The sequence below is a fragment of the Streptomyces litmocidini genome (genome assembly GCF_014649755.1).
GTDB classification, from domain to species: Bacteria; Actinomycetota; Actinomycetes; order Streptomycetales; family Streptomycetaceae; genus Streptomyces; species Streptomyces litmocidini.
This window is the reverse complement of sequence record NZ_BMTQ01000006.1, coordinates 53,749-67,248: the sequence shown is the minus strand read 5'-3', so window position 1 is coordinate 67,248 and position 13,500 is coordinate 53,749. Positions and strand designations below refer to the sequence as shown.

The window sequence follows — 13,500 nt, the reverse complement described above, 5'->3', positions numbered from 1 at the left end:
CCGCTCCCATGGCGAAGATCCTGAAGTTCGACGAGGACGCCCGTCGCGCCCTTGAGCGCGGCGTCAACAAGCTTGCCGACACGGTGAAGGTGACGATCGGCCCCAAGGGCCGCAACGTCGTCATCGACAAGAAGTTCGGCGCCCCCACCATCACCAACGACGGTGTCACGATCGCCCGCGAGGTCGAGATCGAGGACCCGTACGAGAACCTCGGCGCCCAGCTCGTGAAGGAGGTGGCGACCAAGACCAACGACATCGCGGGTGACGGCACCACCACCGCCACCGTGCTCGCCCAGGCCCTGGTCCGCGAGGGTCTGCGCAACGTCGCCGCCGGCGCCTCCCCGGCCGCCCTGAAGAAGGGCATCGACGCCGCCGTCAAGGCCGTCTCCGAGGAGCTCCTCGCCACCGCGCGCCCGATCGACGACAAGTCCGACATCGCCGCCGTCGCCGCGCTCTCCGCGCAGGACCAGCAGGTCGGCGAGCTCATCGCCGAGGCGATGGACAAGGTCGGCAAGGACGGCGTCATCACCGTCGAGGAGTCCAACACCTTCGGCCTGGAGCTCGACTTCACCGAGGGCATGGCCTTCGACAAGGGCTACCTGTCCCCGTACATGGTGACCGACCAGGAGCGCATGGAGGCCGTCCTCGACGACCCGTACATCCTGATCCACCAGGGCAAGATCTCCTCGATCCAGGACCTGCTGCCCATCCTGGAGAAGGTCATCCAGGCCGGCGCCAGCAAGCCGCTCCTGATCATCGCCGAGGACGTCGAGGGCGAGGCCCTCTCCACCCTCGTCGTCAACAAGATCCGTGGCACCTTCAACGCCGTGGCCGTCAAGGCCCCCGGCTTCGGTGACCGCCGCAAGGCGATGCTCGGCGACATGGCCACCCTCACCGGCGCCACCGTCATCGCCGAGGAGGTCGGCCTCAAGCTCGACCAGGCCGGTCTCGACGTGCTGGGCACCGCCCGCCGCGTGACCGTCACCAAGGACGACACCACCATCGTCGACGGCGGCGGCAACTCCGAGGACGTCGCGGGCCGCGTCAACCAGATCAAGGCCGAGATCGAGTCCACGGACTCCGACTGGGACCGCGAGAAGCTCCAGGAGCGCCTCGCGAAGCTCGCCGGCGGCGTCTGCGTCATCAAGGTCGGCGCCGCCACCGAGGTGGAGCTGAAGGAGAAGAAGCACCGCCTGGAGGACGCCATCTCCGCGACCCGCGCCGCGGTCGAGGAGGGCATCGTCTCCGGTGGTGGCTCCGCGCTCGTCCACGCCGTCAAGGTCCTCGAGGGCAACCTCGACAAGACCGGCGACGAGGCCACCGGTGTCGCCGTCGTCCGCCGCGCCGCCGTCGAGCCGCTGCGCTGGATCGCCGAGAACGCCGGCCTCGAGGGCTACGTCATCACCTCCAAGGTGGCGGAGCTCGACAAGGGCCAGGGCTTCAACGCCGCCACCGGCGAGTACGGCGACCTGGTCAAGGCCGGCGTCATCGACCCGGTGAAGGTGACGCGCTCCGCCCTGGAGAACGCCGCCTCCATCGCCTCCCTCCTCCTCACCACCGAGACCCTCGTGGTGGAGAAGAAGGAAGAGGAGCCGGCGGACCACGGCCACGGCCACGGTCACGGCCACTCCCACTGAGGCAGCTGATCAACGGCTGAGGCCCGGTGCTCCCGTCGCGGGAGCACCGGGCCCACCTCTTTCCGGGGCCCGTCCCTAGGGGGCGTCCACGGCCCCGAGCTGCTCCATCAGCCCGAGCAGGTCGTACTGCCACCAGCCCTCGACGGCCTTGCCGTCCTCCCGGAAGCGCTGGACGAGCATCCCGGTCATGCTCGCCTCCATCCCGGTCGGCTGGAGCCCCATGAAGTCGCCGACATGGGTCCCGTTCCAGGTCCAGCGCGTGCAGACCCGGTCGCCGTCGGCGATCTGGTCCTCGACGGTGAAGCCGAAGTCGAAGGCCGCCCGCCACATCTCGGCCTCGCGCCGCAGCGCGTCCATGCCGTACGAGTCGTTCGGCGTGCTCGGATCGTGGGAGTGGTACCCCTCGGCGCACACCTCGTCGAGCGGCGGGAGCTCCCCGGCCTCCGAGAGCAGCTCGAAGAACCGGCGGGACGCCGCCTTGAACATCTGCTCGTCCCGGACCACGTCCAGATCGGTGAAGGTCGGCATCTCGTCACAGAGCGCGACCATCTCCCGGAAGATCCGGTCGGTCTCGGGGAGCTGCGAATTCCGCATGGCCACGTCGTACGAGGCGAACTCGACGATCTCCACGACGTGCGAGGCGTCGGAACGGTCCTTCCCGACGATGCTGTGCGTCGCGGTCCGCTTGCCCTTGGTCTGCTCGACCCACCGGTCCATCAACCGGTTCAGGTCGTCGACCCGGCTCGTCCTGCAGTCGATGATCTGCACGAATGTCATGACGCCTCCCGACCCAGGTGGGATCTTTCCAGTCTAGGTCGGCGGGGCGCGGATGCCCTGGCAGCATGGGGGCGTGGAGCGGGGGATCGGCGTCGACAACGGCGCGGGAATCGTGGTGATCGGCGACGGCAACCGGGTGGGGGCCGGGGCGGCGCCGGAGGTCGCCTCGGCCTACCGCGAACAGCTCCGCAGGATCGCCCCGCCCGAACTCCTCGACCGGGAGGAGGAACTGGCCGAACTGGCCGCCTTCTGCCGGACGGGACGCGGATACCAGTGGTGGCGGGCGGACGCGTGGGCGGGGAAGTCGGCGCTGATGGCGTGGTTCGCCCTCAACCCGCCGGCCGGGGTGCGGATCGTCCCCTTCTTCGTCACCGCCCGCCGGGCCGCCCAGAACGACGCCGCCGCGTACGCGGAGGTCGTCATCGAGCAGCTCGCCGAACTGGCGGGCGAGGGACTGCCCGCACTGCTCACCCCCGCGACCAGGGAGGCCCATCTGCTGCGCCTCCACCGGACGGCCGTCCGCGTCTGCGCCGGGCGCGGCGAGCGCCTCGTCCTCCTGGTGGACGGCCTGGACGAGGACCGGGGCGTGACCACCGGCCCGGACGCCCACTCGATCGCCGCCCTGCTCCCGTACGACCTGCCGGTCGTCGTCTCCGGCCGCCTCAATCCGCCGCTCCCGGGCGACGTCCCCGACGACCACCCCCTGCGGGACCCCGCGATCGTGCGGATCCTCGCCCCGTCCCCGAAGGCCCGCGCGATCCGCGTCGAGGCCGAACGCGAGCTGAAGCACCTCCTGGAGGCGGGCGGGCTCCCGTACGACCTCCTCGCCCTGCTCACGGCCGCGGGCGGTGGTCTGACGGCGGACGACCTCGCGGAACTGACCGACGAAGTCCCCTTCCGGGTCAGGGACGTTCTGCGGACGGGGCCGGGCCGGACGTTCGCGGTGCGCGGCGATTCCTACCTGCTCGCGCACGAGGAACTGGCCGCCGGGGCACGGGAGATGCTGGGGGAGCGTGAACTCGGCCGGTGGCGGGCGGTGCTGCGCGACTGGTCGGAGAACTGGCGGCGGCGGGGCTGGCCGGAGGGGACGCCGGAGTACCTGCTGCACGGATACGTGCCGATGCTGCGGGCCGCCGGGGACGTGAACGGGGTCGTGGGCTGCGCGCTGGACGCCGTACGGCACGACCGGCTGCTCGCGGCGACGGGTGGGGACGGGGTGGCCCTCGGAGAGGTACGGGTGGCCGGGGAGATCGTCCTGGCGGGCGGTGACCGGCCGGACCTGGTGCGGACGCTGCTGCGGCTCGCGCTGCGCCGCACCGGGCTCCGGGACCGGAACGGGCACGTCCCGGTCGAGCTGCCGGCCGCCTGGGCGGAGCTCGGCGAGCCCGACCGGGCGCTCGCGCTGGCGCGCGGCCTCGAACCGTCGGCCGCCGCCCGGGCCCTGTGCGGGGTGGCGCCCGTCCTCTACGAGAAGGGCGAGCGGGCCCGCGCGTACATGACCGCGGCGGAGGCCGGGGACCATGCCGCGCTGCCGCAGAGCGACCCGGCCGTCGGGCGGTACCTGGTCGAGGCGTGGATCGCGCTCGGACGGCTGGAGCGGGCCGAACGGCTGTGGCGGGCCCTGCCGCCGGGGCGGTTCCTCCGGCCGCTCCGGCAGACGCCCGGGAACGCCTGCCTGCCCGGCCTCGTCGAGGCGTGGTGCCGGGCGGGGGAACCGGAGCGGGCGCTGGCGCTCTGCGCGGAGGTGACGGACGCACAGGGGAGGTTGCCGGCCGTCGCGGCCGCGTGCGGCGGCCTCGCCGGGACCGGACGGGTGGCCGACGCGGAGGGGTTCGCGCGGTCCTCGGACGGCGTCGCCCGCGCCATCGGCCTGCTGGCCACGGCTGCGGTCCTGCGGCGCGCCGGCCGCGCGGAAAGGGCCGCCTCCCTCGTCGCCGAGGCCGTGGCGGAACCCTGGAGTTTCCCCTTCGGTACGGAGCGCGACACCCCGCCGCTGCTGATGTCCCTCCTGGTGGAGTCCGGTGCGGTCGCGGAGGCCGAGGAACTGGCCGCTCGGTACGAGGACCTGCCCTACTGGAGGGAATCGCTGCGCGGCGCGCTGGCCACGGCCCTCGCGCGGACGGGCGAGACCGAGCGTTCCTGGGAGCTGGCGCTCGGCCTCGACGGGCCCCGGCGGGACGCGGGCTGTGCGGACGTGTGCCGCGCCTGGGCGGAGGCGGGCGCTCTCGACCGGATCGACCTGGCGGCGACGCACGACTGGACGGCGGCCGAACGCCACCGGGTGAACGAGGCCTGGATCCGCGCCCTGGTCCGCGCGGGCCGCGTCGAGGAGGCGGAGCGTGCCGTGCCGGGCCCCGTCTGGGCGCCTGCCGCCACCGTGGTCCTGGCGCGCGCGCTGACGAGGGCGGGTGAGCGGCACCACGCGCGGGCGGCGGGGCTGCTGCGGGCGACCGAGGCCGCGAGCCGCAGGCCCCGGCGGGACGAGCAGCGGCGAACCCTGGGGACGGTGGCCGAGACGCTGGCGGACGCGGACCGCCCCGACCTCGTGCTCGGCCTGGTTCGCGGGGCGACCCACGGCCCGGGAACCGTGGGGGTCCGGGTGCGCGCCGCCGCCGCCCGCGGCCGGGGCGACGAGGCGTGGCGGCTGGTGGCGGAGGAACGCCGGTCGCGGGCGGGGCTCGCCCGCCCGGCGCTGAGGGCCCTGGTGCGGGCGGGCGCCCCCGGTGCCGCCGAGGAGCACGTGCGGGGTGCGAAGCTCTGGGAGGACCGGTTCGACGTCATGGACGTCCTGGTCCAGGAGCTGCTCGCGGCCGGGCAGACCGATCGTGCCCTGGCCGCGCGCCCGCACACGATCCGGGCGTGCGCCGACATCGCCCTGGCCCTGCACACCGAGGGGCGGCACGAGGAGGCGGACCGCCTGCTGAGGCGGGCGGTGGACCGTACGTACCGCTCCCTCTTCCGGAACCTCCGGCCGCTCGGCCCCGTCGTCCGGGCCCTGCGGGGCTGCGGTCACGAGCGGGCGGCCGCGGATCTCCTCGACGAGGGGGCGCGCCACTGCGACGCGTCGTCGCCAGGCGGGTGGCAGGAGGCCGGTCACCTCCTGGCGGGGCTCCTCGCGGGGGGCCGGTACGGGCCGGCCCTGGAACACGCCCGCGCGACCGCGGCGGACGACCGGCAGCTGCTCCGGTTCGCCGGGACGCTCGCCCGGGGCGGCGCGTACGAGCAGGCCGAGGTCCTCCTCGACGAACTCGCGCCCCTGGGCGCCGTCTGCGCCCCGGCCCACGTGGCCCTCGCCCTGGCGCATCCCGACACCGCGCGCGCCCGGGAGCACGCCGCCCTCGCCCTGCACCTCGGGCCCTGGCACGAGGCCCTGCCCGCCGTCCTCCACTGCGCCCCCGACGCCGTCCCCCTCGTCCTCGAAGAGGCCGAGCGGCTACGCCGAGCGCTGGAGGTCTGAGGCCCGCACCTCCTCCGCGAAGGGCTCGCCGCGGGCGTACCGCGCCACCTCCTCCAGCGCCTGGTCCGCCATGCGGTGGAGTTCGTTGCCGAGGGAGCCGGCGACGTGGGGGGTGAGGAGGACGTTCGGGAGCGTCCACAACGGGGAGTCGGGCGAGGGGAGTTCCGGGTCCGTCACGTCGAGGATCGCGTGGAGGCGGCCCGAGACGAGGTGGGGGAGGAGGGCCCGTTCGTCGACCAGGGAGCCCCGGGCGGTGTTGATCAGGGTCGTGCCGGCCGGCATCGCGGCGAGCTGTGCCGCGCCGATCATGTGGTGCGTGGCGGGGAGTTGCGGGGCGTGCACCGAGACGATCGTGCTGCGGGCGCAGAGTTCGTCGAGGCCGGCGAGGGCGGTGCCGGGCGGCGGGGTCGTCACGTACGGGTCGTACAGCAGGATCTCGAAGTCGAAGGGGCGGAGGAGTTCGAGGACCCGGCGGCCGATGCGGGAGGCGCCGACGATGCCGATCGTGCGGCGGTGGTTGCCCCAGGCGGCGGACTCCTCCAACCAGGCGTGGTCGGTGCGCAGTTCGGCGTACCGCTGGGCCGAACGCAGGACCCGCTTCCCGGCGAAGAGGATCGCGGCGAGCGTGTACTCGGCGACCGGCAGCGCGTTGGCGGCGGCGGCCGAGGTGACGCGCAGGCCCCGTTCCCAGCAGGCGTCGGTGATGTGGTGCTTGACGGAGCCGGCCGCGTGGACGACGGCCCGCAGGCGGGGCGCGCGGTCGAGGACCTCGGCGGTGAGCGGGGTGGCTCCCCAGCAGGTGAGGAGGAGCTCGGCCTCGGCGAGGGCGGCGGTGACCCGCGGGCCGGGGGCGGTCAGGTCGTGGGCCACCAGGTGGGGGTCGGTGTGCGCGAGCCGGGCCAGGCGGGTGCGGTGGGCGGGCGTGAGGAGGCGTTCGTCGACTCCGGGGCCCATCGCGAGCAGGAGCGTCGGGCGGTTGTCAGTGGTGGGGTGCATGGTGGTCACGGGCCTTCCTCACTTGACGCTGCCGGCCGTCAGGCCGGCCTTCCAGTGGCGCTGGAGGGAGACGAAGGCGATGACGAGGGGGAGGACGGCGAGCAGGGATCCGGTGACGACGAGGGGGTAGTAGCCGGGTTCGGCGTGGGCGTTGCTGTTCCACGCGTACAGGCCGAGGCTCAGCGGGTAGAGCTTCTGGTCCGAGAGCATCACCAGGGGGAGGAAGAAGTTGTTCCAGACGGCGGTGAACTGGAAGAGGAAGACGGTCACGAAGCCGGGCATGACCATGCGCAGGCCGATGGACCAGAAGACGCGCATCTCCCCGGCGCCGTCGATACGGGCGGCTTCGAGGGCCTCGTCGGGGACGTAGCCGGCGCAGAAGACGCGGGAGAGGTAGACCCCGAAGGGGTTGACGAGGACCGGGATCAGGACCGCCCAGTAGGTGTTGACGATGCCGACCTCGCTGGCGAGGAGGTACATCGGGAGGGCGAGCGCGGTGGTGGGGACGAGCACGCCCAGGAGGACGAGGCCGAAGAGCTTCTCCTTGCCCCGGAAGTCGTAGACGTGGAAGGCGTATCCGGCGGCGACGCTGATCAGGGAACAGGCGAGGGCGCCGAGGCCCGCGTAGAGGAGGCTGTTGGCGTACCAGTGGAAGTAGACGCCGTCGTTGTACTCGGCGAGCCGGGAGAGGTTGCCGCCGAGGTCGAAGCCCTCGAAGGAGAAGGCGTTTCCGGCGAGGAGGCCCCCGGCGTCCTTGGTGGCGGCGGTGAGCAGCCAGACCAGCGGGAAGAGCATGTAGACGACGGCGAGGACGAGGGCGCCGTTGACGGCCGTCCTGGACAGCCACCGGTGGGGGGAGCGGGTGCTCATGCCGTCTGTTCCTTCCGTGCCGCCGTGCCCGGCCCGTCCGCGGTGACGGGCTCGTTCGCCGTGTTCGCCGTGCCCGTCCTGCGGCGGCCCGTCAGCCGGGTCACGGCGAAGGAGAGCAGCGCCGCCGTCAGGGCGAGGAGGACGGAGGCCGCGGCGGCGAGTCCGTAGTCGTTGCGGTCGAAGGCCGCGGTGTAGGCGTACATGTTCGGCGTCCAGGTGGAGGTGACGGCGGAGCCGGTGCCCTTGTTGAGGATGAGCGGCTCGGTGAAGAGCTGGAGGGAGCCGATGATCGTGAAGAGGCCGACCATCGCGAGCGAGGCCTTGACGAGGGGGACCTTGATGGCGAAGGCGATGCGCCAGGCGCTCGCGCCGTCGACGGTGGCGGCTTCGAGGACGGAGCGGTCGATGGCCTGGAGGGCGGCGTAGAAGATGACCATGTTGTAGCCGAGCCACTCCCACAGGGCGATGTTGACGACGGAGGGCAGGGTGCCTTCGGGGGAGAAGAAGTCGAAGCCGACGCCTCCGGCGTCCATGGCCTGCACGACCGGGCTGAGCTGGGGCGTGTAGAGGTAGACCCAGATCAGGGCGGCGATGATGCCGGGGACGGCGTGCGGCAGGAAGAGCGCGAGCTGGAAGAAGCGGCGGGCGCGGGCGAGCGCCGAGTCGAGCAGGAGGGCGAGGCCGAGGGCCCCGGCGAGCAGCAGCGGGATGTAGAGCAGGCAGTACCCGAGCAGGACGCCGAAGCCCTCCAGGAAGGCCCGGTCACCCAGCGCCGCGGTGTAGTTGTCGAGGCCGGTGAAGACGGTCTCGGTGCCGCCGAAGCCCAGTCCGGACTGCTTCTCGGTGAAGAGGCTGAGCCAGACCGCGTATCCGATCGGCACCACCATCACCGCGGTGAACAGGACGAAGAAGGGGGTCAGCAGGAGCGTGGCGGCGCGGGTGCGGGCCTTCATCCGGTCAGCCCTCGACCTTCAGGCCGCGCTTGGTGAGTTCGGCGACGGTGGCGTCGTGGCCGGCCTTGACGGCGTCGGCGATGGACGGGCCGCCCTGGGCGATCTTGCCGAACCCGTCCTTGATCGCGGTGTTGGTGGTGCCGGTGGTCGGGCCCCAGGACCAGTGGGGGTTGATGGAGGCGCCGGCGGACTCGAAGAGGGCGTAGATGTCCTGGCCGCCGTAGTAGCCGGCGTCGAAGGCCTTCTTGGCGACCGGGCGCAGGGACGCGGCGGCGGGGAAGGCGGAGGAGGTGCCGGAGGCGATCCGGGCCTTCACGCCCTCCTCGGTGGTGGACATCCACTCGGCGAAGGCGACGGCGGCGGCCTTCTGCCTGCTGTCCTTGGTGACGGCGAACGAGGTGCCGCCGAGCATGCCGCTTGCGGGCTTGCCGTCCCAGGTGGGGACGGGGGCGACGGCCCACTTGCCGCTCAGCTCGGGGACGTTGCCCTTGAGGACGCCCGCTCCCCAGGAGGCGCCGAGGTAGCCGATGGTGGTGCCGTTCTTGAGGGAGCCGACCCATTCGGGGCTGAAGGAGGCGTTCTTGTGGACGAGGCCGGCGTCGAGGAGGCCCTGCCAGTAGGCGGTGACCTTGGCGGTGGCCGGGTCGGTGGTGTCGACCTTCCAGGTGTCGTTCTCGGCCTTGAACCACTGGGCGCCGGCCTGCCAGGCCATGGCCTCGAAGGTGGTCGGGTCGTCGGGGAAGAAGGTGGCGATGCGGGCCTTGGAGTCGGCCTTCTTGACCTGCTCGGCGGCCTTCTTGAACGCGTCCCAGGTGGTGGGGACCTGGAGCTTGTACCGGGCGAAGAGGTCCTTGCGGTAGAAGAAGGCCTGCGGGGCGGCGTCGAAGGGGACGGCCCAGGACTTCCCGCCGAGGGTGGTGAGTTCGACGGTCTGCGGGAGGAGCTTGGCGCGGTCGGCCCCGGTGAACTGGTCGCCGATGTCCTGGAGGGCGCCGGAGCTCACGAACTCGGGGAGCGAGGAGTACTCGATGGAGACCAGGTCGGGGGCGTTGCCCGCCTTCACGGCGTTGGAGATCTTGGCGTAGCCGCCGGCGGTGCCGGAGGGGATCTCCTCGAACTTCACCCGGATGTCGGTGTGGGAGGCGTTGAAGGCGTCCACGACGTCCTTGGAGCCCTTGGCCCAGCCCCAGAAGGTGATGGTCACGGGCCCGTTCGGCTTGCTTGCGGTGTCGTCACCGCCGCCGCCGCAGGCCGTGAGGACGGCCAGGGCGGTGGCGGTGCCGGCTATGACGCGGGACGTTCTGCTCCAAGTACGGGTCACGGCACGGCTCCTGAGGGCGGGCGACTGGAGGTTGTGGCCGTGATCCTGTGACCGTTCATGACCGAAGTCAAGAGCGAAAGATTGTTTGATCGAAAAAAGATCAGATCGAAGGTGCGGGGCCCCCGGTCGGGCCCGCGTGGGAGCCGGCCCCGCACGACTCCCGCACCCGCAGCCACGGCAGCAGGCTCAGATGCCGCCGCGCGGCCTCCTCCCCGGCCCCTTCGGTGAGCCGCTCCACCAGCAGCTCCGCGGCGTGCCGCCCCACCTGCCGCTTCGGCGGCGCGACCGCCGTCAGCGGGGTGTCGGCGAGGGCGGCGACCTCGTCGTCGTACGCGATCAGGGCCAGGTCCTGCGGCACCCGCACGCCCAGCTCGGCCAGGCGCTGCACGATCTCGATGGCGTCCACGTCGTTGTGGACCAGGGCCGCGCTCGCCAGACCCGAGCCGACGGCCTCGTGCAGCGCCCGCACCGCCCGCTCGAAGCCCTCCGGGTCCGCCTCGGCCGGTACGGAGTCGATGACCGGGCGCGGCTCCTCCAGGCCCAGCGTCCCCAGCGCCTCGGCATAGCCCGCGCGCACCGCGAGCGCGGTCGGGGAGTCCCGGCGGGCCACGAGCAGCGGGGTCGCGTGGCCGAGCGAGAGCAGGTGGCGCAGGGCGAGCAGCACGCCGTGGGCGTGGTCGGAGGAGACCCGGTCCAGGCCGTCGAGCGGGCTGCCGGGCTCGGCGCGGCGCTCCAGGAGCACGGTCGGCACGGGCAGTTCGGCCAGCCAGTCCCCGTACGCGAGCCGGTCCTCGGGCCCCCGCCAGCCGGGCGCGACGAGGACGCCCTCGGCACCGGCCGCGAGGAGGCCCTCGGTGCGGGCGCGGTCCTCCTCGGGCCGGTAGTCGGAGATCCGCAGCACGAGCCGCGCCCCGGCGCGGGCCGCCGCCTCGTGCGCCCCCCGGATGACCTCGGCGAAGTAGTACGTGGCGGAGGGGGCGAGCAGGCCGAGGACCAGCCCCTCGCCGGGGCGCCCGCCGCCGGGGGCGCCCTGCCGCCGGGGCCAGGAGACCTGGCCGTGCACCCGGTCGAGCAGGCCCCGGCCGGCCAGGACCTCGACGTCGCGGCGGGCGGTGACGGGGGAGACCCCGAGGCGTTCGGCCAGTTCGGAGACGCGGGCGGTGCCGCGCTCGCGCACCAGGGCCAGCAGTCGGTCGTGTCGTTCGGCAGCACTCTCGCGCACGGCGCGGTTCCCCCTCGCGGTGGTGGTGGTCCGTGGACCCCGGTGGTGCGTCGGTCCCGGTGGACGCGTCGGCGTCCCCTGGACGCGTCGGCGTCCGCAGATGCGTCGGCTCCGGTGGTCCGTCGACCCCGGGGTGGGTCACCCTAACCCAGAAATGATCGAACGACAGGAGTTTCGATCATTCGCTCCGACTCTCTTGACGTTCGATCGGAGTCTGTTCAGGATTCCCGGCGACGCAGAGGCCGTCGCAGGGAGCCCCAGGGAGCATCATGCCCACGCCGCCCGAGAACCGTGAGATCAGCCCGTACACCGGCTGGACCCGTGCCCACTGGGAGGCCGCGGCCGACCGACTCCTCCTGGACGTCCGCCCGTTCGCCTCCCCCCGGGGCGGCCTCCTCGACCTCCCCGGCCCCCGCCCCAGCTGGTCCGGCCCCCGCTCCGACGGCCTGGAGGGCTGGGCCCGCACCTTCCTCCTCGCCGCCCTCCGCGTCGCGGGCGCCCACGGCGAGGACCCCCACGGCCACCTCGACCGGTACGCCGCGGGGCTTGCCGCCGGCACCGGGAAGCCGGGCCGCGACGACCACGACTCCTGGCCCCCGATGGCCGACACCCGCCAGGCGGTCGTCGAATCCGCCTCGATCGCCCTCGGCCTCCGCCTCACCCGCCCCTGGCTCTGGGACCGCCTCGACGACCGCGTCCGGCAGCAGGCCGTCGACTGGCTCCTCCCCGCCCTCGGACCGTCCCCCGTCGACAACAACTGGTGGCTCTTCGGCCTCACCGTCGCCGGCTTCCTCCAGGACATCGGCGTCGAGACCGACCGCGCCGCCGCCACGATCGACCGCTCCCTCGCCCGCGTCGAGGACTGGTACCTCGGCGACGGCTGGTACAGCGACGGCGACAACCGCGCCTTCGACCACTACAACGCCTGGGCCCTGCACTTCTACCCCGTCCTCCACGCCCACCTGTCCGGCGACCGCGCCCTCCTCGGCCGGTACGGACCCCGGCTCCGCGCCCACCTCGACGACTACGTCCACCTCTTCGACGCCAACGGCGCCCCCGTCCCGTACGGGCGGTCCCTGATCTACCGCTTCGCCGCGGCCGCCGCCCCCTGGCTCGGCGCCCTCACCGGCCACACCCCGCTCACCCCCGGCGCCACCCGCCGCCTCGCCTCCGGCACCCTGCGGTACTTCCTCGACCGAGGCGAGGGGCGCGACGAGGGACGCGGCGAGGGGCGCGGCGCCACCGACGAGCGCGGGCTCCTCACCCTCGGCTGGCACGGCCCGTACCCGCCGCTCGTCCAGGAGTACTCGGGACCCGGCTCCCCCTACTGGGCCTCCAAGGGCTTCCTCGGCCTCCTCCTGCCCGCCTGCCACCCCGCCTGGACCGACCCCGAGGAACCCCTGCCCGCCGAACGCGCCGACACGGTCCGCGCCTTCGCCCCCGCCGGGCTGCTCGTCCAGACCACCGCCGCCGACGGGCTCGTACGCCTCCACAACCACGGCAGCAACCACGTCCACAGCGCCCCCGGCGAGGAGGACGACCCCGGCTACGCCCGCCACGCCTACTCCACCCGTACGGGGCCCACCACCGGGCCCGCCCCCGCCGACAACCACTTCGCCCTGATCGTCGAAGGGAAGGCCACCACCCGCGGCCCCGCCGTCCCGACCGGCACCGGCCCCGACCGGGCCGCCTCCCTCCACCACCCGCTGCCCGGCGTCCGGGTCCTCTCCGCGACCCTCGTCCACGGCCGCGCCGAACTCCGCGCCCACCTCGTCCTCGACGCCCCGGAGGGGACCCCCGTACGGCAGACCGGCTGGGCCGTCACCCCCGACGGCCCGCACGCCCAGCTCCACCCGGTCCACGGCTACGCGCCGGACGTCGGGGAACTCCCCACCGAGGAGACCCTCCAGGGCCCCGGCAGCCGCACCCTCGCCCTGCACGGCGCCACGAGCGGCCCGGCGACCCTCTTCGTCGCCCTCGCCTCCCTCACCGCCGAACCCGACCCCGCCCCCCTCCCGGCCCTCGCGAACGTCCGGGTCACCGGCCCCCACGCCCTCACGGTGACCTGGTGGAACGGCACCACCGCACACCTCGATCTCGAAGCCCCCGATGCGGAAGATCAGTGACCCGGCGCCGTACCCGCACCGCCCTCGCCGCCGCCCTCGCGCTCCCCCTGCTCGCGGCCGCCCCCGCCCAGGCCGCGCCCCCGCCCGGCGACCGCCACTACGCCGACTGCTCCGCGAGCGGAGCGGGCGACGGCACCGTCC

Annotated in this window: 9 protein-coding genes; 3 read left to right on the top strand and 6 right to left on the bottom strand. The window is 73.6% G+C overall.

The genetic code is table 11. The features are described 5' to 3' along the window. Positions 1-8 precede the first annotated feature (8 nt). Positions 9-1,637 (top strand): chaperonin GroEL, encoded by a 1,629-nt coding sequence (gene groL, locus IE180_RS15220; protein ID WP_190157426.1) that lies wholly within the window; start codon positions 9-11, stop codon positions 1,635-1,637. Positions 1,638-1,712: 75 nt separating this feature from the next. Here groL and IE180_RS15215 read toward each other — a convergent pair whose 3' ends face one another. Further along, positions 1,713-2,414 carry an ester cyclase gene (locus tag IE180_RS15215; RefSeq protein ID WP_190157425.1) on the bottom strand — a complete coding sequence of 234 codons (702 nt, stop codon included), beginning with the start codon at positions 2,412-2,414 and terminating at the stop codon, positions 1,713-1,715. Between the two features lie 73 nt (positions 2,415-2,487). On the opposite strand from IE180_RS15215, the gene IE180_RS15210 reads away from it, so the two are divergent. Then, positions 2,488-5,871: a hypothetical protein gene (locus IE180_RS15210; protein ID WP_190157424.1), complete on the top strand. Its 3,384-nt coding sequence runs from the start codon at positions 2,488-2,490 to the stop codon at positions 5,869-5,871. Here the strand turns inward: IE180_RS15210 and IE180_RS15205 are convergent. The 5 genes from IE180_RS15205 to IE180_RS15185 all read right to left on the bottom strand — a co-directional run bounded on the left by IE180_RS15205 (position 5,848) and on the right by IE180_RS15185 (position 11,233). Continuing rightward, complete coding sequence (locus IE180_RS15205; RefSeq protein WP_190157688.1) at positions 5,848-6,867, bottom strand: hydroxyacid dehydrogenase; 1,020 nt, start codon at positions 6,865-6,867, stop codon at positions 5,848-5,850. The two genes, IE180_RS15210 and IE180_RS15205, sit on opposite strands and share 24 nt — an antisense overlap. A gap of 18 nt (positions 6,868-6,885) precedes the next feature. Further along, positions 6,886-7,737: a carbohydrate ABC transporter permease gene (locus tag IE180_RS15200; protein WP_190157423.1), complete on the bottom strand. Its 852-nt coding sequence runs from the start codon at positions 7,735-7,737 to the stop codon at positions 6,886-6,888. Beyond that, entirely contained in the window at positions 7,734-8,690 is a 957-nt protein-coding gene (locus IE180_RS15195; RefSeq protein WP_229860496.1) for a carbohydrate ABC transporter permease, read from the bottom strand. The genes IE180_RS15200 and IE180_RS15195 overlap by 4 nt, the downstream gene beginning before the upstream one ends. A gap of 4 nt (positions 8,691-8,694) precedes the next feature. After that, complete coding sequence (locus IE180_RS15190) at positions 8,695-10,011, bottom strand: ABC transporter substrate-binding protein (protein ID WP_190157422.1); 1,317 nt, start codon at positions 10,009-10,011, stop codon at positions 8,695-8,697. Positions 10,012-10,111: 100 nt separating this feature from the next. Continuing rightward, positions 10,112-11,233, bottom strand: coding sequence for a substrate-binding domain-containing protein (locus tag IE180_RS15185; protein ID WP_190157421.1), 1,122 nt, complete (start codon positions 11,231-11,233; stop codon positions 10,112-10,114). 269 nt (positions 11,234-11,502) lie between these two features. Between IE180_RS15185 and IE180_RS15180 the strand changes: the two genes are divergently transcribed. After that, complete coding sequence (locus IE180_RS15180; RefSeq protein ID WP_190157420.1) at positions 11,503-13,359, top strand: DUF2264 domain-containing protein; 1,857 nt, start codon at positions 11,503-11,505, stop codon at positions 13,357-13,359. Positions 13,360-13,500: the final 141 nt, after the last annotated feature.